The organism is Halobacillus sp. ABA4_118 (genome assembly GCF_056160205.1).
Genome location: NZ_JBSWWS010000001.1, coordinates 3,678,726 through 3,698,365 on the forward strand (window position 1 = coordinate 3,678,726; position 19,640 = coordinate 3,698,365).

At 48.9% G+C, this 19,640-nt stretch carries 22 protein-coding genes and 1 riboswitch; of the genes, 4 read left to right on the plus strand and 18 right to left on the minus strand.

Translation table 11 applies throughout. The annotated features are described in order from the left end of the window. Positions 1-4: 4 nt before the first annotated feature. A complete protein-coding gene (locus ACXAGL_RS18890; protein WP_474992413.1) occupies positions 5-1,630 on the minus strand; it encodes a thiamine pyrophosphate-dependent enzyme in 1,626 nt (541 codons plus the stop codon). Positions 1,631-1,649: 19 nt separating this feature from the next. Beyond that, entirely contained in the window at positions 1,650-2,819 is a 1,170-nt protein-coding gene (locus ACXAGL_RS18895) for an aminotransferase class I/II-fold pyridoxal phosphate-dependent enzyme (RefSeq protein ID WP_474968798.1), read from the minus strand. A 239-nt stretch (positions 2,820-3,058) separates the two neighbouring features. Here ACXAGL_RS18895 and ACXAGL_RS18900 point away from each other — a divergent pair, with 239 nt between their 5' ends. Together ACXAGL_RS18900 and ACXAGL_RS18905 are read left to right on the plus strand one after the other, a co-directional pair. After that, positions 3,059-4,246 carry a CaiB/BaiF CoA transferase family protein gene (locus ACXAGL_RS18900; RefSeq protein ID WP_474992156.1) on the plus strand — a complete coding sequence of 396 codons (1,188 nt, stop codon included), beginning with the start codon at positions 3,059-3,061 and terminating at the stop codon, positions 4,244-4,246. Between the two features lie 11 nt (positions 4,247-4,257). Next, positions 4,258-5,445, plus strand: a complete 1,188-nt coding sequence (locus ACXAGL_RS18905; RefSeq protein ID WP_474968800.1) for an acyl-CoA dehydrogenase family protein — start codon at positions 4,258-4,260, stop codon at positions 5,443-5,445. Between the two features lie 50 nt (positions 5,446-5,495). On the opposite strand, the gene uvsE is transcribed toward ACXAGL_RS18905, so the two are convergent. Continuing rightward, positions 5,496-6,464, minus strand: coding sequence for a UV DNA damage repair endonuclease UvsE (uvsE, locus tag ACXAGL_RS18910; protein WP_474992415.1), 969 nt, complete (start codon positions 6,462-6,464; stop codon positions 5,496-5,498). Between the two features lie 49 nt (positions 6,465-6,513). Continuing rightward, positions 6,514-6,810 carry a hypothetical protein gene (locus ACXAGL_RS18915; RefSeq protein ID WP_474971334.1) on the minus strand — a complete coding sequence of 99 codons (297 nt, stop codon included), beginning with the start codon at positions 6,808-6,810 and terminating at the stop codon, positions 6,514-6,516. A gap of 168 nt (positions 6,811-6,978) precedes the next feature. Here ACXAGL_RS18915 and ACXAGL_RS18920 point away from each other — a divergent pair, with 168 nt between their 5' ends. Together ACXAGL_RS18920 and ACXAGL_RS18925 are read left to right on the plus strand one after the other, a co-directional pair. Further along, positions 6,979-7,164 (plus strand): YjzC family protein, encoded by a 186-nt coding sequence (locus tag ACXAGL_RS18920; protein WP_474968803.1) that lies wholly within the window; start codon positions 6,979-6,981, stop codon positions 7,162-7,164. Positions 7,165-7,233: 69 nt separating this feature from the next. After that, positions 7,234-7,503, plus strand: a complete 270-nt coding sequence (locus tag ACXAGL_RS18925) for a DUF3243 family protein (protein ID WP_474972304.1) — start codon at positions 7,234-7,236, stop codon at positions 7,501-7,503. Between the two features lie 40 nt (positions 7,504-7,543). On the opposite strand, the gene ACXAGL_RS18930 is transcribed toward ACXAGL_RS18925, so the two are convergent. From ACXAGL_RS18930 to ACXAGL_RS18995, 14 genes are all read right to left on the minus strand, one after another. Further along, a complete protein-coding gene (locus tag ACXAGL_RS18930) occupies positions 7,544-8,260 on the minus strand; it encodes an ATPase (protein WP_474971333.1) in 717 nt (238 codons plus the stop codon). After that, complete coding sequence (locus ACXAGL_RS18935) at positions 8,250-8,735, minus strand: ECF transporter S component (RefSeq protein ID WP_474992157.1); 486 nt, start codon at positions 8,733-8,735, stop codon at positions 8,250-8,252. The genes ACXAGL_RS18930 and ACXAGL_RS18935 overlap by 11 nt, the downstream gene beginning before the upstream one ends. Continuing rightward, positions 8,732-9,322, minus strand: a complete 591-nt coding sequence (locus tag ACXAGL_RS18940; protein WP_474992159.1) for a cob(I)yrinic acid a,c-diamide adenosyltransferase — start codon at positions 9,320-9,322, stop codon at positions 8,732-8,734. The genes ACXAGL_RS18935 and ACXAGL_RS18940 overlap by 4 nt, the downstream gene beginning before the upstream one ends. Positions 9,323-9,337: 15 nt before the next feature. After that, positions 9,338-9,730 (minus strand): bifunctional adenosylcobinamide kinase/adenosylcobinamide-phosphate guanylyltransferase, encoded by a 393-nt coding sequence (locus ACXAGL_RS18945; protein WP_474968807.1) that lies wholly within the window; start codon positions 9,728-9,730, stop codon positions 9,338-9,340. Next, the gene (locus tag ACXAGL_RS18950; RefSeq protein ID WP_474992161.1) at positions 9,667-10,299 is read right to left on the minus strand and encodes a histidine phosphatase family protein; all 633 of its coding nucleotides are present in this window, start codon (positions 10,297-10,299) and stop codon (positions 9,667-9,669) included. Before ACXAGL_RS18950 ends, ACXAGL_RS18945 begins: the two co-directional genes overlap by 64 nt. Beyond that, positions 10,257-11,051 carry an adenosylcobinamide-GDP ribazoletransferase gene (locus ACXAGL_RS18955; RefSeq protein WP_474992162.1) on the minus strand — a complete coding sequence of 265 codons (795 nt, stop codon included), beginning with the start codon at positions 11,049-11,051 and terminating at the stop codon, positions 10,257-10,259. The genes ACXAGL_RS18950 and ACXAGL_RS18955 overlap by 43 nt, the downstream gene beginning before the upstream one ends. Then, complete coding sequence (locus ACXAGL_RS18960; protein ID WP_474992164.1) at positions 11,048-12,514, minus strand: cobyric acid synthase; 1,467 nt, start codon at positions 12,512-12,514, stop codon at positions 11,048-11,050. Before ACXAGL_RS18960 ends, ACXAGL_RS18955 begins: the two co-directional genes overlap by 4 nt. After that, positions 12,511-13,047 (minus strand): bifunctional adenosylcobinamide kinase/adenosylcobinamide-phosphate guanylyltransferase, encoded by a 537-nt coding sequence (locus ACXAGL_RS18965; protein ID WP_474992166.1) that lies wholly within the window; start codon positions 13,045-13,047, stop codon positions 12,511-12,513. The genes ACXAGL_RS18960 and ACXAGL_RS18965 overlap by 4 nt, the downstream gene beginning before the upstream one ends. Continuing rightward, entirely contained in the window at positions 13,035-14,120 is a 1,086-nt protein-coding gene (gene cobD / locus ACXAGL_RS18970) for a threonine-phosphate decarboxylase CobD (protein WP_474992167.1), read from the minus strand. Before cobD ends, ACXAGL_RS18965 begins: the two co-directional genes overlap by 13 nt. Then, positions 14,086-15,054 (minus strand): adenosylcobinamide-phosphate synthase CbiB, encoded by a 969-nt coding sequence (gene cbiB / locus ACXAGL_RS18975; protein ID WP_474970406.1) that lies wholly within the window; start codon positions 15,052-15,054, stop codon positions 14,086-14,088. The genes cobD and cbiB overlap by 35 nt, the downstream gene beginning before the upstream one ends. Next, positions 15,054-16,523, minus strand: coding sequence for an adenosylcobinamide amidohydrolase (locus ACXAGL_RS18980; RefSeq protein ID WP_474992168.1), 1,470 nt, complete (start codon positions 16,521-16,523; stop codon positions 15,054-15,056). Before ACXAGL_RS18980 ends, cbiB begins: the two co-directional genes overlap by 1 nt. Beyond that, positions 16,520-17,584: a FecCD family ABC transporter permease gene (locus tag ACXAGL_RS18985; RefSeq protein ID WP_474992170.1), complete on the minus strand. Its 1,065-nt coding sequence runs from the start codon at positions 17,582-17,584 to the stop codon at positions 16,520-16,522. Before ACXAGL_RS18985 ends, ACXAGL_RS18980 begins: the two co-directional genes overlap by 4 nt. Next, positions 17,547-18,542, minus strand: a complete 996-nt coding sequence (locus tag ACXAGL_RS18990) for an ABC transporter substrate-binding protein (RefSeq protein ID WP_474992172.1) — start codon at positions 18,540-18,542, stop codon at positions 17,547-17,549. The genes ACXAGL_RS18985 and ACXAGL_RS18990 overlap by 38 nt, the downstream gene beginning before the upstream one ends. Positions 18,543-18,668: 126 nt before the next feature. Continuing rightward, positions 18,669-18,859: riboswitch (cobalamin riboswitch) on the minus strand. Between the two features lie 104 nt (positions 18,860-18,963). Beyond that, entirely contained in the window at positions 18,964-19,611 is a 648-nt protein-coding gene (locus ACXAGL_RS18995) for a class D sortase (protein ID WP_474992174.1), read from the minus strand. Between the last annotated feature and the right edge of the window lie 29 nt (positions 19,612-19,640).

Consider the following 19,640-nt stretch of genomic DNA (forward strand, 5'->3'; position numbering starts at 1 on the left):
TTGGTTACTGATTTGACCGGAGACTTGAAATGGTCCGGTTCAGGGAAATCTGCTCTGGATCACATTCAATTTCAATGACTACAGGGACGTTCGACTGTAGAGCTTTTTCCAAGGCTCCGTCGAATTCCTCCGCTGTTTGTACATAGAAACCTTCCGCTCCCATATGACGGGCTATTTTACTGAACCGGACCTCCCCAAGGTCTGTTCCGGCGACCTGATGCGGGTAATGCATTTCCTGATGCATGCGGATGGTTCCGTACATACGATTGTTAAAGACAAGACTGATTACAGGAATGTTGTATCTGACGGCGGTCTCCACTTCCTGCATGGTCATCATAAACCCTCCATCTCCGGAGAGAGAAACGACGATTTTTTCAGGAGATGCCAGCTTCACTCCAAGGGCTGCGGGAAGTCCGTAGCCCATAGCCCCGGAAGTCGGCCCCACATAGGAATGGGGATGACGAAATACAAAAAACGAATGAAGCCATCCCGCAAAATTACCAGCATCGTTGGTAATCACACTGTTTTCTTTAAGTCTGTTCTGCAAACAATCAATAACCCGGCCATTCAACATCTGCCTTCCAGCATTGGTCAGCGTGCGTTCATATTTCAACCGCCTTTGTTCCGCCCAAGAAACCCATCCGGCGGGAACATCCATGGATTCCAGCTTTTTCAATGTTTGTCGTGCGTCAGCGGCCACCCCCAGGAACGGCGGATGCACACGTCCAATCGTCTGTTCATCGATATCTATATGAATGACCTTATGGTCGGGAGTGAGAAGCTTATAGTCCTGTGTTGTAATTTCTGATAAACGGGTGCCGATCGCAACAATCGTATCCGCTTGACGGACCGTTTCCAGAATGTCCGCATCGGTCCCTAACCCGAGGTGACCGGCATATAAACGGTGGTCGTTTGGAAAGCTGTCATGTCTGCGGAAGGCCGTAACGACAGGAAGGCTGAAACGTTGCGCGAAAGAGACCAGCTCTTGTTCTGCGCCCGCACGCTTAATCCCGCCCCCGGCAATCACAACCGGACGGACAGCGGACTTCAAGGCAGTCTTTACGGCTTCTACTTCCTCTTCAGAAGGTGCAGGTGCAGGTATGGTAACTGCCGGCCCGAATGTCATAAGGGCTTCTTTTTTCAAAACATCCTCAGGCAGCGAAACCACCACCGGCCCGGGCCGCCCTGTCTGTGCAATCCGGAAGGCACGCTGAATGATTTCTGCTGTCCGGGGCGGCTCTCTGATTTCAGCCACCCACTTCGCGATAGGTTTGAAAAAGGCTTCCAAATCCACTTCCTGAAACCCTTCACGCCCCTTGAAGCTGGAATGCACCTGTCCAAGAAGAACGACAAGAGGCGTGGAGTCCTGCGCAGCCGTATGGACACCAATGGCAAGGTTGGCCGCTCCAACTCCTCTAGTGGCCATGACGACACCTGGGCAGGATCCCGCTTTCCCATAGGCTTCCGCCATAAACGATGCACCACCTTCATGCCTGGCGGAAATCAACTGCATGGAACGTTCCCTTGATATGGCATCCAGCACCGGTAGAAAACTCTCACCCGGGACACAAAAGATGTGTCGGACACCTTCCATTTTTATACACTCCACAATGGCCCTGGCACTGGACATAACCGCTTGCTTCACACCATCACCCTCCCTTCATCGCCTTTTTCATCCTCAGCACAGCCTCATGCAGACGCTCGACGGGGTGGGTCAGACTGATGCGGATGTACCCTTCTCCCTGCTGCCCAAAGGCTGTCCCGGGTGTCAGAATGATTCCGGCTTCATCGAGCATTTTTTCAGCAAAGCTCTGGGATGTAAATCCTTCCGGGACGTGCGCCCAGACAAAAAACGTCCCTCTGGGTTTTACGGCGCGGACATTCATTTCCTCCAGCTCTGGAAGAATAATATTGAAGCGCATTTCGTACGTCCTGTTATTGGCTACGACAGAATCAAAACTGCTGTTTAAAGCAGCTGCTCCTGCTTTTTGAATGGCAGGAAACTGCCCTGTGTCCCTGTTGCTTTTGACAAGACCGAGGCCTTGAATAAGTTCTTCGTTTCCGGCGGCATATCCCAATCTCCACCCTGCCATATTGAAGCTTTTAGACAGAGAGCCGAATTCAATGCCAACATCCTTTCCTCCCTCAGCCTGAAGAAGACTTGGAGATTGATAGTCCCCGAAGGTCACAAGATCATAAGCGGCATCCTGCAGAAGGATCAGTTGATTTTTTTTCGCGAATCGGACAGCTTGTTCATACGTTTCCATGCCAACCGTTCCACCGGTCGGATTGTTGGGATAGTTCAGGATCATCAATTTTGCCCGGGTACAGTCCCGCTCCGAAATTTGATCAAATGCAGGTGCAAAATTTTCCTCTGGGTTGAGAGGATAAGGAATCGTCACCCCATAGGCCAAATGCACTGCTGATTGATACACCGGATAGCCGGGGTCCGGCGCCAGGACGCCGTCGCCAGGATTGAGCATCGACTGGATCAAATGGGCAATCCCTTCCTTTGAACCGATCAGGGCCAGAACCTCCCTGTCCACATCAAGGGATACATGAAAACGGCGGTGATAAAAATCCGTCACGGCCTGCTTGAATTCCATACATCCATGATAAGGGGGATACTTATGGTTTTCCGGCTTTCTGACTTCCTGAATAAGCTTGTCTATAATAAACGGCGGTGTAGAAAGATCCGGAGCTCCGATCCCCAGATCAATCACATCAATCCCCTGCGCCGTAAGAGCCATCTTCTTTTTATGAAAAAGAGAAAACAGATATGCAGGCAGACTCTGCACCTGTTTGGAAAGTGGAATCATTTACCCTACCTCCAGCCTGTCCTATATTCACATTCACCGTACTGTCTTATCCTATTAGCCGGATAAGGCAGGTATGATGATAGATTTTACCCATTCATAGGCTGCCCAGCTTCTGCATAGGATGAGATACAACCCGTAAAGGACAACGTTGAACCGTAATCCCCGCGTTTCCCAAGCCAGTCGGATTCATACCACGTATGGGTTCTTCTGGCTTTTTCTATGGAAGGAAGTGGTCGTATATGGAGACAGCCTTGAAAGGACGTCGGATCCTTGATTTGACCCGTGTGCTGGCAGGCCCCTACTGTTCCATGATCCTCGGTGACCTTGGCGCAGAAATCATAAAAATAGAGGCCCCGGGCGGCAGTGATGAAACACGCTGCTGGGGTCCTCCCTTCAAAAATGGAGTCAGCTCCTATTTTTTGTGTACCAATCGGAACAAAAAAAGCTTAACGGTGAACCTCAAAAAGCCGGAAGGCATACAGATCATCGAAAAACTCGTCCAAACCTGCGATGTGGTCATTCATAACTTCAAGACAGGGACGATGGAAAAGCTCGGAATCGGATATGACCGTTTAAAAGAGATCCATCCAGGGATCGTCTTCTGTTCTATTACCGGATTCGGTGAAACCGGACCGTACCGGGACAGACCGGGATACGATTTTATCATTCAGGCCATGAGCGGCTTAATGAGCATTACCGGAGATGAAACATCCGGCCCGCAGAAACTGGGAGTAGCGATTACCGATATTCTGACCGGTCTTTATGCGTGTATCGGCATCCAGTCCGCTTTATTGGAACGCGAGGTTTCCGGAACAGGGCAGAAAATCGACCTGTCCCTTTTCGATTCAGCTGTAAGCGCCCTTGTGAATATCGGCAGCAATTATTTAATGACCGGTCATCTACCTGAGAGACTCGGCAGCCGTCATGCCAATATCGTCCCTTACCAATCGTTCTATACGAAGGACGGAGAAATTGTTATTGCTGTAGGAAATGACCGGCAGTTCATGCAATTGGCAGAAATGCTCGGTAAACCCGGGCTGGGATCGGATGAGAAGTTCAACTCCAATACAGGAAGAGTAAAAAACAGGAAGGAACTTTCAGCCATCCTGCAGAAGTTGTTTTTAAAGGAAAATACTTCCTTCTGGGAACAAGCCTGTCTGACTAGGAATATCCCTTTCGGCCCCATTCAAACGTTGGAGGACGTCTGGAACGATCCGCAATTGAAGGTCAGGGAAATGTTTATCCGCATGCATCACCCACAAGCGGGAACGACATCCATCATCGGAAGTCCGTTGAAACTTTCAAAAACTCCCGTAACCTACCGCACGGCTCCACCTGAACCAGGTGCCGACAGTGCAGGCCTTCTATCGGAACTCGGATATGCCCCAAACGAAATACAACGACTGAAAAACGGTGAGATCATATAAGGAGTGATGGTATGGATTTTTCGTTTACACAGGAACAGGACATGCTTCGTAAAACGGTCCGCAGCTTCGTCGATCAGGAAATTATGCCGAACATTAGACAATGGGATGCTTCCGGTCATTTTGACCACGGTGTCCTTCGACAGCTGGCAGACCTCGGGCTGATGGGGGTGTGCATACCTGAAGATTATGGAGGAAGCGGGATGGATTATAACGCCCTGGCAATTGTCTGTGAGGAACTGGAGCGTGGCGATACCGCTTTCCGCACCGCGGTCTCCGTGCATACAGGCCTGAACTGTATGACACTTCTGCAGTGGGCCTCCGAGGAACAGAAAAAGCGTTATCTCATCCCTCAGGCCAAAGGACAAAAAGTGGGTGCGTTTGGACTCACAGAGCCCGGTGCAGGATCTGATGTTGCCGCCATTCAGACGACAGCTGTCAAAGATGGGACCGAATACGTGTTGAACGGGCAGAAAACCTGGATCTCCCTCTGTGATGCTGCCGATCATTTTCTCGTCTTTGCCTACACAGATAAAAGTAAAAAGCACCACGGTATATCCGCCTTTATCGTCGAACGGACATTCCCTGGTTTTTCATCAAAAGCTCAAAAAGGAAAGCTCGGTATACGTGCGGGGAATACGGGAGAATTGTTTTTTGATGGTGTGCGCGTGCCGGAAGATAACCTGGTCGGGCAGGAAGGCGATGGGTTTAAAATAGCGATGTCCGCCCTTGATAATGGACGCTTTACCGTCGCAGCCGGAGCCTGCGGACAGATTATGGCCTGCCTGGAAGCAAGTGTGGATTACTGCCATGAGCGGAAAACGTTCGGAAGGGAAATCGGCAGGCATCAGCTCGTCCAACAGATGATCGCCCGAATGGAAGCCGGCCTGCAGATGAGCCGCCTGCTCGTCTATAAAGCAGGTGAGTTAAAAAACGAAGGAAAAAGAAACACAAGAGAAACATCTCTGGCCAAATGGCAGGCGTGCGATTTTGCCAACAAAGCCGCTGATGATGCTGTACAGATTCACGGTGCTTACGGATATTCTGATGAATACCCTGTTGAACGGTATCTGCGGAATTCCAAAGCTCCCGTCATATATGAAGGCACACGAGAGATCCATACCATCATGCAGGCCGAGTATGTTCTCGGATATCGGAAAGATAAACCATTAGACCGGACGATGCCGGCGTGGAAATCTTAAATCAATCAAAAAACAACAGCCTGCAGGTGCCCCCTGCAGGCTGTTATTCCTCACTCCTTCCACTCAAAGCTGCTCTCACTTTTCATTTCGATGCGAGGATGATTACGAAGCTTCCCAGCCAGTTGAAAAAGAGCTTCATCTTTTTGTTTCGCCTCAATCATACAGTCGATCTGGTCTGCTGTACCGGCGGTTTTCTCAATGAACGCCAGAAACATATCCGGATCAACATAATCAGCATGACTGTTGAAAGAATCCGGACTTTTCGGGCTGGAGATATGCATTTTCACAGGAAGCGGGGAATGGGTCCAAGTCCCTAGGACACGGTCCCAATTCTCTTCCCATTCTTTATGCTCATGGTTCGCCATATGATGATGAAGATCAAAAACGAGGGGGATTTGAAGTTTTTCACATACATAGAGACAATCGTCCAGCGTGTAGGAAGTATCATCATTTTCAATCATCACCATTTTCTGGATCCCCTTTGGAACGAGAGCCCAGTTCTCTATAAAACGCTCCAGAGACGATTCTTTGTCCTGGTACCGCCCTCCGAGGTGAAAGACGCATCGATGGGTCGGATCGATCCCCATATGATGCAGAAGGAGATAATGATACTTCAACACAGTGATAGACGATTGGAAAATCTCTTGATTACGGGCGTTCAGCACTACAAAATGATCAGGATGGAAATCCAGCCGCATCCCATTCTCCCGGGCGAAGTCTCCAAGCATCTTCAAGTCCTGCTTAATCGGCCCAAGGTAATCCCACCCTCGTAAAGCCTCATGCGTTGCGAGGGGAACAAGACGGGAACTCAAGCGAAAAAACTGGATATCGTGTGCTTTGTTATGTTTCAAAAGTCTGAGGCAGTTCTGTAGATTGGCAGAAGCGGTTCGCTCCAGTTTCCTTTTTGCAGCCTCCTGATCTTTCATCTGGGCAAATCGTTTATAAGTTACGGTCTGAGAAGGAGAAGCATTGTGCAGATGAACACTCATAGCCACATAGCCGAGTCGGAATAATGTCATAACCATCACCAAGATTCTTTTTCTATATCATCTGTCATGAAATTCCCGCTTATGCATGGTCCATTCGTTTTAACAGCACCCAGCTCATACTGAGAAAAAGAGGATAAAAAACAAGGGCAAGGGCAATCGGCATTACCCAGGTGAACATACTTACACTCACGGGCACGGCTGTTAAAAGGAACCACTTCACCGTCAGCGTAACGAGGACGACACTGGGAAGAAGCACAGCTAAATATCCTGTTGTTACATCCGTTCTCTTCGTGAAATAGCATCCAAGACCTGTACATACAAGAGCACTTCCTACGAGGAACAATCCAAACAAGGTCATTATCATGGAAATACTCAATGGAAACGCCTCCTTATTATAACTCCTTCTAGATGAATGGTGGCATCCCCTGCCATTTTCCTCATTTTTCCACTGGATGTTTTCCAAATGTTTCATTATCCCTCAATCCGGATATACACGTAATGTACACACGAAGAATTACAAAAAAAGGAAAGGGAGTTTTCAGTAATGGCGGATCGTTTTAAAACGGGAGAAAAAGCGCCGGAGAATGGCACTTACAAATTCGCAGGACTTGTTGATGGCGGTAAGGAAGACAGCGTAACAGAAGACGAAAAGCATGTTGAACTGAACAGCGGCGACTCTTTCCCACCTATCAGTTCCCAAAACCAGGCAGCCTATTGGGAAAAAGCGTAACGATACACAACTGAGAATCTACAAGAGGAGGAATTTAAAGTGAAAGACCCAAAAGAGCAGGCAGCACAGATGAATGAAGAGAAAAAAGATGAAATCATGAGCAACTTCCAAACGTTTAAGGACTACCTCGGTGATAAAGTCCGTAAAGGCGAAAAACTGGGCCTTGGTGAAGAAGGTCTTACAAAGGGCGCCAAACGCGTAGCGGATTATTTAGCTGAATATGAAGAACCAAGAAACAGGGAAGAGAAGGTTCTCAATGAACTGTGGAATGCGGCAGACAAAAATGAGCGGGAGCACATTGCACACGCTCTTGTAAAAATGGCCGACCAAACCAATTAAAAACAGACCCCCCGCGGCTGATCCAGCCGACGGGGGTTTTTTAACGTGGGAGAAGAGGGTGGAACAACGCCCCTGCTGCTTTACGGATCGCTGCCTCCTCTTCTTTTTTATAGCTGATGATAAAACAGGTGGAAGGGCCGGCGGATTTCTTTACATCCAATGAACAATGTTCAGGAAAAGCTGCTGCTAAATCATTCGCCTTCAACATTTCCTGCAGCTCGTAAAGAATTCCTTTGGAGCCGACAGGCAGCATTTCAAAAACGGACGGATGATCGGCGAGCTCTTTAAATAACGACAACGGCGCCATCCGGTCCTCCTTCTCCATCACTTCCTGCCCGACCAGCGGCTCACCGATGACAGCAAAAGCTGCCCATTCCGGTGTACACCCTGCCTTTACATTTGACGGGCTTACTTTCCCTATGACAGTGAGGCTGAGCGCAGACTGCTGCAGGGGGAAATTGGATTCGGTGCTCCCAGTCACGGAAACAGAAAGACCGAGACCTTCAGCCAATTCGTTGATCCGATCCACGCACGGCTGCCACACATCTTCTCCTGAAAAGTTGTGCAGCAGGATGGATAATGGCTCAGCCCCTACTGCGTAATTTTCCATAAAGGCCACCCTGAACATAGATTCCGCCACAAGTGGATAAGGAGCTTGAATGTAATCGGCATCCTTTTCGCCGATATTCGCCGCGTTATCAGAACTGATTACTAGATCGAACTGTTTATCAAAAGGAATAAACGTACTATCCCGCACTGACTTTCTCCTCCTTCGCCCCCATAAGTACCGGTTTTATTTTCTGTAATACAAAGCAGAACAAGATGACATTGATGCAAGCGCCTGCTGTGAGAGCCGGGACAAGGGTCCAGTAAAACACAGAGCTCATCATCCATAAAAATGGGAGTGGTAAAACAAGGCTGTTGAAGGTGATGAAAAACAAATATCCCGTCCATCTGCTCTTATTGTAAATAAAGGGAAACAGCAAAAGAAGCAGGGCCATTTCCACCGAAATAAACAGATGAAAAGGACCGAGTGGAAAACCGCCGGTGAATGCGGAAAGAAGATGGCCGAGACCACCGGTCACCGCTCCACTGACCGGTCCAAGAACAATAGAGGCAAGAAGCGCCGACACAGCATCAAGCGCGATACTTCCAATGCCGACGGGGATTTTCAACAAGCCGCCTACAGCGGCCATGGAAGTGAACATCGCGGTCCACACGAATTTCTTCACGTATCTTTAGACTTTCGCGGACGGCCTTTGAACACTGCAGCACTGCGGATATACTCTACATCCTTCTCCCCACTGACGAAATTGATGTACCGGCTGACCGCAAAAAAGTAGTCGGATAACCGGTTCAAGTATCGCAGGCACACGTCATGAATGTCCTCGACTTTCGCAAGGGAAACGACGTTTCTTTCCGCTCTCCTCGTAACTGTCCGTGCGATATGCAGCGTGCCGGCAGCCGGTGCCCCTCCAGGCAGGATAAACCGTTTGAGCTCTGGCGTTTCTGCAATATACTCATCCATCCGGTCTTCGAGCCAGTTCACACTTTTCTCTTCCAATTTATAGGGATGATCCGCTTTTTTATTGGCCAGATCACCTCCACAGTCAAACAATTCATGCTGGATCCGTTCCAGTTCCTGATCTACCTGTTGAAGTGAATCGATCGACAAATCCAATTCTGTTCTTGCTTTTCCGACAAAGCTGTTGGCTTCATCAACCGTACCATAGGCTTCTACACGGATATCATCCTTGTCCACCCGTCCTCCGATAACACTCGTCTGGCCTTTATCACCAGATTTTGTATAAAGTCTCATTTGATAACCTCCTGTTTATTTCAATTGTTCTGCAATGCCGAACCACACCACATAAGCATGGGCTGCCTCTTCCATGATCCTTTGATATAAGAAACCTGTCCGGTCGCGCCACTCTCTGTCCGACTTTTCCAATGGAACAATCCCTCTGGTAATATCCGTACCTATCAGAAGCAGACGGCGCTGAGGGGCCTCGTTCTCCCATGACAACAAAGGTTCCAGCCAGGACCAACCTTCTTCCGTTTCCCTGGCCATGAATTCAATGTTTTCAAGGACGAGCTGATCTGTGTCCGGGATGTGCACCTCCTGGGATTTCAAATCCATCCACGTGTGCTCCTCATGATGGTTCAGCCACATATCCCGGGCCCATTTTCCTTTTCCGTTATAGGATCCACCTGTAACAAATTCCATGATATCCCCTCTTCCCCTTTTTGCTGAAGCTTAATTTTGAGACCTTCTCCAGGGTGGACTGGATAGGTCCAAAGAGGTGTTCCTGTCACCCAGCTGACCATTTCCCTTAATGGACCTCCGTGGGTAACGACCACAGCGGATTGGACCTGCTGTTTCTCGACCACTCTTAGCAGATACAGCAAAAACCGATTTACTCTCTGTTGGAAATGCGGATATGATTCCCCTCTCGGTGGTGTAAACCGGTCCGGCCGGGACACCCACGCCCTATAGAGGTCATTATCCCTTAAATCCTCATACGTGCAGGTTTCCCAGTCACCGAAATGGATTTCCCTGAGAGAAGAACTTCTTCCGTATCGACAGCCGGGGAACAACAGCTCCGTCGTTTCCACGCAGCGAAGCAGATCACTGCTGAAAACCAATCCCATATCAGGGAGCTGATCCTTGAACATTTGTACACTTGTTTTCCCCTCTTCAAGAAGCGGAACATCACTCCAGCCGATATATTGTCTCTGCTTGTTTCCATCGGTTAATCCATGACGGATAAAATAGAGATCCACCATACGATCCATAACAGTGTTTCCCCTCCTTCCACCGTTGCACCTAATACATCGCCCGTCATTCCCCCGAACGAACGGATAGATCCATTCCGGAAAAGCCAATACATCAAAAAAGCTGCTGAAAACGAGAGGACGGCCGGAATCCAGAACAGATGATATCCAGCAATGAATATGGCCACCCAGATAAGATTCTGCAAAAGACTGATGATCCATAGTTTTTTTTCATAAGCTGACTGAAAAAGCACACACAGCCCCTCCTGCTTGGCAGGAGGTGTCCAGGCAAAATGATAAAGAAGGATACTTCTGCTGATCCATGGAAGGACAAGGAGGCCGAAAGCAAATGCAGCAAAGGATACATGCAGGGTTTCCATTAAAAACAGGAAGCGGACGGAAAGGAGAAGGAGAACGGAAAGGACGCCGAAAGCCCCCGTGCGTGGATCACTCATGATCTCCAACCGTTTATCGATGGATTGGTAGGAGAAGAAAGCATCTCCTGTATCCATCCACCCATCCAGATGAATGCCTCCAGTGAACACACCGCTGATAATCAAAGCTGCGAGCGCGATCCCTTCATTAGACATAGGCGTATACACATCCAGCAGAAAGGAAACCCCCAATGCGCATCCTCCGGCGGCAAGCCCGACCCAGGGCAGACTCACCATGGCTCCCCTCAACTGCCTTCCCTCCATCGGCAGCTCACGACGGACAGGTAAAATGGAGAAGAATTGAAAGGCCAGAAGAAATCCTTGAATCCATGCCTTCATGGTACAAACTCCTCCCCATTTAATAAGCGCAGGAGCGCATCGGTATCCACTTCTGCAGCTAATTCATCCGCTGCTTTGTCATAAGGGTCTTCTTCCTGATCTGCTTCAGGAAGGACGGGAAGATTCTTTTCTTTGCGGAGCCTGTTCAACCAGTCTGTTCGAAAGCCATCATTATGGAACACATGATGCAGATGGGTGCCTATCACTCTGCCATCATTCCAGACTGCACCTTCATCACGGCTGTTAAATGTGAACAAAGCTGGAACTTCGTCTTCAGCGGTGACTTCTCCGAGGTGAATTTCATACCCTTCAATAGACTGGGGTCCGAAACCACTGGAAGCGTGCACTTCTCCCCGGACCTGCCTCGTCTGCTTGTCGGTATGAAACACCGACCTCATTGGTAGGATGGACAGTCCTTCATGGGAACCGTGTTGGTCTGTCAGCTGGCGGGTAAGCATTTGATAGCCTCCGCATATCCCTGCCGCTGTCCCTCCCCGGTGTATATAAGAGGTCAAAGCTTCGGCCAGTCCTTTGTTTTGCACCGCTTTCAGGTCTTCGATCGTACTTCTTGTTCCCGGAAGAAGGACAGCATCTGGACATCCGAATTCTTCCTTACTGTACACATAGCGGATACTGACATCCTTTTCCCTATAGAACGGATCGACATCTGTGAAATTGGAAACGTAGGGAAAAACGATGACGGCAAGATCCAGAGACTTGGTACCTGTGGACGCCTTAGGGGGACGTAATGATAAGGAATCCTCCGCTTCAATATGATGTTCGACATGCGGAAGAACCCCGAGGATAGGGAGCCCCGTATAGGTTTCGAGCCACTTCCGCCCATCTTCGAACAAGGCAGGATCCCCACGGAATTTATTGATGATGATCCCTTTGACCCTATCCCTGTGATGCGGGGGAAGCAGTTCCAGCGTACCGACGATGGATGCAAAAACCCCGCCCCTGTCGATATCCGCTGTCAGCAGGACCGGAACGTCAGCAAGATCGGCGACAGCCATATTCACAAGCTCCCGGTCATTTAAATTCACTTCAACAGGACTTCCGGCTCCTTCAATAACGATATAGTCAAAAGAGGTATTCAGTTTGTCAAGGCTCTGCTTGATAGCTTGAAGCCCTTCTTCATAAAAGGCAGCCCGGTAATCACTCCCTGAGAATGTCTTCATAGACTTTCCAAGACAGATGACTTCCGCATGCTGATCGTTTCTCGGCTTTAAAAGGATTGGGTTCATTTCCGGAAGGGCCGGTGTCCTGCACGCCTCTGCCTGGACTCCCTGGGCCCTGCCGATCTCCGTTCCCCAATTGGTTACATAGGAATTATTCGACATGTTCTGCGACTTAAACGGCGCCACTCGATATTCCTGATTGGAGAGCCACCGGCAGATTGCGGTTACAATGAAACTCTTTCCTACATTGGAAGCTGTTCCTTGTATCATTAGTCCCTTCATAGCTGTTGCCCCTTTTTAAGCCGGGCGTGGCCGAACTGCATATGATAGACAAGCTCGGCCATATCAACCAGTTTTACATGGAGGGTTCCCAGCAGTTGTAAATATTCTTCAATCACAGGCGGATGATTGGAAGCATCCGAAAATAGATCATTGGAAACAACGATCAGATGACCTGCCCGTTCATTTAAATGAATGATTTCACCCAGGATCGTGGCCACAAGGTCATCCACACAGGTATCCCCGTCCATCTTCACCCATTCATTCGTCACCCAGGTCGTTAAACAGTCCAGGATGACAACGCTGCCATCGGGAAAAGAAGCTTCTGATGGTTGGACTGGATGCTCATGAAGAACCCATGTAGATAACGAATTTTCCCTGGACTTTTGATGATGATCAATCCGGTGCTGCATTTCTTCATCTGTGTTAACCCCTGCAGCAATATAATGAAGGGTTTCCTCTCCTGTACCCTCAGCTTTCCTCTCCGCCATGCTGCTTTTGCCACTCCTGACACCGCCTATCACTACTGTAAGCATACACTTCTCCATTTTTCCAGAGCTTTGAGAAGCAGGTCATTATCCGCCCGCTGTTTCACGGCCACACGGACAAAGGCTCCGTTCAACCCCTTGAAGTTATTCGTATGCCGGACAGTCACGCCTTCCTGCAGGAGAAAACAGATCATGTCATCGGCCTGACTGTGGAAAGGGTCTCTCATGAGAAAGAAGTTCGTTTCCGTGGATAAAGGAGTGTAGCCCAGCCTCTTCAATTGTAAAAAGAGGAAAGCTTTCTCCCTGGAAAGATCAGCAGCTGTCTGCCGGGCGAATCCTTGCTGACTCAAACAATACATGCCCGCTTCCTCAGCAAGTGCGTTGACGCTCCACTCCGGCTGCAGGCGCTTCAGTGCTTCAACCACCTTTGCCTCTCCCATTACATAACCGAGGCGGAGTCCGGGTATGCTGTACATTTTTGTGAGGGAGCGAAGAAGAAGAACATTCGGAAATTCAAACAACTCGGGTGAGAAGAAAGGCTCTCCTGAAACAAAATCATAAAAAGCCTCATCAATCACGACCTGAACGTCGTTGAATTTACAGAGTTTTAACAACCCATACAATACATCAGGCTGATAGGTTCTACCTGTCGGATTGTTGGGATGACAAAGTATGAATAGATCCAGGCTCGGGAGGTGTGGAAGAATATCTGGAATAAAGAGATGAAAGTTCCTCTCTTCCGATACATAAAAGTTGACGATGTCACAACCATACGCTTCACACGCTTTTTCGTATTCGGAAAAGGTTGGTTGAATAATCCCCACCCGCCTGCCCTGCCAAAATCGGGCAATCATATGAATAAGTTCAGAAGCTCCGTTGCCGACGAGTACCTTTTCTTTCGGCAGATCCTGCATCAAAGCAATTCGTTCTGTAAGCCGCTTTTGCTCAGGATCGGGGTATTCATGGATCAAATCCAGATGGTGTGCCATATGAGCCTTCAACCCGGCCGGAGACCCGTATGGATTTGTATTCACGCTGAAATCCGTAATCGTTTCTTTCGGTATTTTCCCCTGCATTTGATAAAGTTTATAAGGATTTGCACCATGAGACGGCCAGTTCAAACCCAATCCCCCCTAACCAGAGCAGGACAATCCATGCTGCCACCGTCCGTGTTAACAGTACATTGACCTGCTTGATATGTATGTCTGTCAATTCATGATGAGGAAAACCAATATACGGGCGGAATGACTTTTCCCCGAAATACGTATTTTCTCCACCTAAACGTACGCCAAGCGATAAAGCGGCGGCGGCTTCCCCCCATCCACTGTTCGGACTTGGATGATGCGAGGCCTGAGAAGACAGGTGATGGAACCTCCACCGCTTTTCACGAGCTGTTCCATTGGAAACGATGAGTGTCACGCAAGCCGTCAGCCGGCTTGGGATATAGTTAAATAAATCATCCATTTTCGCTGATACATACCCGAAGGCTTTGTATCGCTCTGTTTTGTAGCCGACCATTGAATCACACGTATTCACCGCCCGATACAACACAGCGAGTGGTGCCCCACCGATCAAAGCGTAAAATAGGGGTGCCGTAACACCGTCACTTACATTTTCCGCCACCGTTTCGACCGTACCACGGACAAGCTCCCTCTCTTCAAGATGGCCCGTATCCCGGCCGACAATCCACCCAAGCTCCCGACGTGCAGTCTCCCAATCCCCTTCCCTCAAAGGAAGATAGACGTTAAGAGCGGCTTCTTTCAGCCCTTTTCCTGCAATCGTCGTCCATATGAGAAGCCCTTCTACAATGACGGACGCGGAATGGCTCCATAAAGCGGCAGCGGCTGCCATCCCCCATGCAGTCAGAAAAGCGGAACCTGTAACGACAATCCAAAGAAGCGCTCCTCTCCAAACCTGATACCGGCCCTTGTTCCAGGACTTCTCCAAAACCGCAATAACCTTTCCCATCCCTGTAACAGGATGAGGCATCTTTGTGGGATCTCCAAAAAAGAAATCCAGAAGGCATCCTAATGTGAGGGCAAGCAGATGGGAAATCAAAACCCATCTTCTTTTCGATTGAGGTATCGGGCAGCCGCTTCCTTCGTCGCTTTGTATACAGCTGGACCGACTGCCCTGCCTAATGAAGAAATCGTTCCTCCATATTCCAGCATCGCTCCCTGCTGTGTGCCTGCGATTAAAACACTATCTGTAGAGGTGCCTGTTGCCGCCGTACCCGTTACAGGATCGTTAACAGCCATATCCATCAGAGCCCTCACCTTAGCCTCTGTTGCGGTCATCAGGCTTTGAGCATAGGCCTGTTCAGATAAATGTCCGTCTATGAACACCCAGGTATTGATCGTCCCCGGCACAGTTTCTTGTAGATGACTGCTGCCGTGGACGACATCCACAGCGTTCCCAGTTCCTGCTGTGACGACGACGAGCAGCGTAAAATCTTCATTTTCAACGAACTCGGTCGAAAGATCCTCGATGTCCGCCGCTGTCATCATGCCCACGGTCCTGTGGATCTGACAGCCCCATCGCTCCGCTTGTGTCCTCAAATAGCCCGCTGGATCATCACACCGAAAAGAATGGTCTACCTGGACATTGATAAATTCTTCAAACCAGCCGAAGCCGGGATGAAGAACAGCCGACGAATAACACTTCAAAGGTTGACGACTTTTGTAATAGACCCGCTCCTTTGAAACGTCCAACTGATCTGGTGACAGGATAGATTTCGGTTTATCTTCGTTAAAAGAGGGGACGACATTTGTAAACGGCTTCGAAAAGGAGGGGTGAGCATGGACATGGATATCCGATCGGTAGACGGCTGACAGGTGCTGTTCATTCAGCACCACTTCCGGTTCTTGCAGCGCCTTCACCCTTCCTTGATCCAACAGCAGGAGACGGTCGCAGTACAGGCTTGCCAAATTCAAGTCATGAAAGATCGCGACGACCGTCAGTCCGTTTTTCAAGGACCACTGTTTTAATGCGTCAAGCATCTGCTTCTGATAACTGAAATCCAGGTGGTTCGTCGGTTCATCCAATAGAAGAATGCGAGGTTTTTGAGCCAGCGCCTGGGCCAGGAAAACCCGCTGACGCTCCCCTCCACTAAGAGATAACAGCGACTGGTGCCTGAACTGTGTCACCCCGGTTTGTTCCATCACTTCTTCTACAATTTGATAATCCTCTCTTGTCCACTGTTTGAAAAGCCCTTTTTGATAAGGGTAGCGGCCTATCAACACAGTCTGCTCCACTGTTGTGGAAAAGGACACATCATGATGCTGGGGAAGGACTGCCATTTCCCTCGCTGTTTCTTTCGCTGTCATACGGCTGATCGGACGGCCCTGAATGGCAACGTCCCCCCTGACTCCCGGCAGCGTCCCGTTTATCGCTTTAAGTAACGTCGTCTTTCCACTGCCGTTCGGACCGAGGATACCAAACATTTCACCCTTAAGTATAGAAAAGGACAGATCATGAAGAATGTCATGGTCGTAACCGGCATAGAGATGTTGCACGTCAATCATGAACTTCTACCTCCTTTTCTTCTTCGGATTAGTATGGCAGCAAACATCGGTGCCCCGATCAGAGCGGTGACCACACCTATAGGAAGCTCGGATGGGGTAACGATTGTTCTGGCCAGTAAATCAGCGAGAATTAGAAATGCACTTCCATTCAAGACACACAGTGGTATTAGATGCCGGTGATCACTACCAAACAACTTCCTGCATATGTGAGGGATAACCAGTCCGACAAATCCGATGGTCCCGGATACGGCAACAGCCGCACCAGTCAAGATAGAGGCCGCAGACAGGACCACGTATTTTTGACGCTCCACATGAACCCCGAGCTGCCTGGCCCGCTCCTCACCAAAGGTCATCGCATTCAGTTCCTGTCCTGTAAACATGAGCAATAGGACTCCACCAACAAAGAAAGGAAGCATCAAATGGACATAATCCCAGCCACGGTTACCGACACTACCAAGCAGCCAGTTGATGATCTGCCGCAGCTCCTCTCCTGTCAAAGAAATCATAAGGGAGATGAATGATCCGAGGAATGAGCTGAAGATAATCCCAGTTAAGATGATCGTCGTCATGGACATCGATCGGTCTACAAGCCTGGCAAAACCTACGACGATAAAAATCGTGCAGATCGCCGCCGTAATACTTACGACTGGAAGCGTAAAAGAACCGGCAAAAGGAAGACTTATGCCCAGGAACAAAACCGCAACCGCTCCCACCGACGCCCCTGAAGACACGCCGAGTGTATAGGGATCCGCGAGCGGGTTTTTAAGCAGACCTTGAAAAGCGGCCCCTGATACAGCCAGTGCGCCGCCTACCAATCCTGCAAGAACGACCCTCGGCAGCCGGATCTGCAGAATAATTGCCTTCAGAGTAGGATCTGTCCCTTCAGACACAGGCAAAAATGGAAGCAGCTGCCCGCCGATGATGCGGGCAATAGCTTCGAAGGAAATCGGGACACTGCCAAGGGAAGCCCCGAGAAAAATGCTGAACACTAAAAACAAGACACTGCCAATATAATGTGTCGTCTTATTCGCTAAAAATGTCTGGATAAACGGCTTCTGCAAGTTCCTGAACCCCTTCAACTAAACGTGGACCCGGACGTGTGACAAGATCGGAATGAACATCATAGACTTGTTCTTCCTCTACAGCAGGTACGGTGTCCCAGCCATCCCGGCTTAACACACTGCCTTGAGGATCTTCTGTGTAATAGCCATACGTCGTAATGATGACGTCCGGCTGCAGTTCAACAATTGCTTCATTGTTCATTTTGAACCAGCCTTCCTGATCCCCGACAACGTTTTCCGCCTGAATAGCAGCCAGCATTTCATTCAAAAATGTGCCTTGTCCACCTGTGTAGATTTCAGGTTCCGGTGACACTTCCACAAATACATCTTTTTTGTCTTCCTCAGCAATCGCAGCCGCCTTTTCTTCAACCGCTTTCAAGTCTTCCTGCATACCAGAGACGATCTCTGAAGCTTTTTCGCTTGTTCCGGTAATATCTCCAATCGTGGCAATCGTTTCATAGACCGTATCGAACGAAGAAGCATCCTTAACGACATAAACGGAAATCCCTGCATCACGAATCTGCTGAAGGGCTTCTTGGGAAGTATGCGCTCCGGAAGCATGAGCAAGGACTACATCCGGCTCAAGTGAAAGGATTTTCTCTACATTCAAATCCTGTCCTCCGATCTTTTCTTTTTCGGCAGCTTCTTCCGGGTAATTGGCGAAATCACTAACCCCGACCACTTCCTCGTTCAAGCCAAGTGCAAACAGGATTTCCCCATTGCTTGGAATTGTACTGATAATATTATCCGGTTCTTCTTCGATGGTCACTTCATTATCCATAGCATCCGTTAAGGTCAATGGATAAGAACCCTCTTCTCCGGACGTTTCATTTTCTTCTGTCGTTTGGTCGGACTGGTCCTCGGAAGACTCTGCACTCTCATTCCCACCTGAAGCACATCCTGCCAGTAGACCGATGACAAATAACACAGCCAGCAGCTTTCTCCATAAATGTTCCATCTTTATTCCTCCCCTTATTCCTTGGAACACAAAAAAACACATCCCCGGAAAAGATGTGCACCATTAGAAAACACCGCAGACGGGTCCCTTCTAATCTTTCGACACACCCTCCTATCCGCGTAGGTTTTTTGGTGTTTAAAGCAGGCAGGTCTCCTGACTCCAGGTCAACAAGCCCCGCTCCTTCCCATACGTTTTTGCGTACAGTGGATCATCTGCGGGTCTCTCTCTGTTACAGTGGCGGGACCGTGCTGGAATTTCACCAGCTTCCCTATTAAGCAATTGAGTCGTTCAATTGCGCCTGCTTTTCCAATATGTAGTTCATTTCTATTGTAAACGAAATTTGACTAAATTGCTCCCATTTTCTTTTTTTTGCCGGACTTTATTTAATCCAACCTGCCTGTCAAAGCTGTCCATCCTCTTGTCATGATCCGTCCATTTCACTAACGTGGACCAAAGAAGCTTGAATGATATACCTTTCAGGCGCGTCTCCAACAAAATTAAACGGGTAACAAGTAGTCAGTGTCAATGTCGGCTCCTTCTTATCCACAATGACAGAGCGGTCGTCTGCGTCGGTAACCCAGGTCTTCTCTACTTTGTATTCATAACGCTTTTGTTCATACTCATAAAAAAGGGAATCTCCTTGTTTGATATCGCCCAGGTTCGTAAAAACCGTCTCCCGGTGCCCGCTTAACACGGTATGCCCTTTTTCATCAGGAGTGGTGGTCCACTCACTCACATACATGCCGACGCCCCGTTTCAGTGAATCCTCATCCGCGCCCCAGTAAGTGGTGTACCCTTTGTTAAGCATCGGGATGATCAGCCTTCCCATCTCTTCTCCTTTTTCATATGTAGATACTTGCTCACTGTACACCTTCTCTTTCCCTGCCGTTTTACGATCAGGGCCATCCAAGACCGCCATTTCATTTAATTCCGTGGAAGCTTCCTCCCATGTACTGATTTCTTCTTGGGAGACCTTCTCTACTGCACCGGCAGCATTCCACCATTGAAGTCCATAAAACAGAGAGATGGAAAGCCCGATGGTTATGATCCCAATAAGAAATTTATTCACGAAAAAACCTCCCTTTTCATTAATAAAGA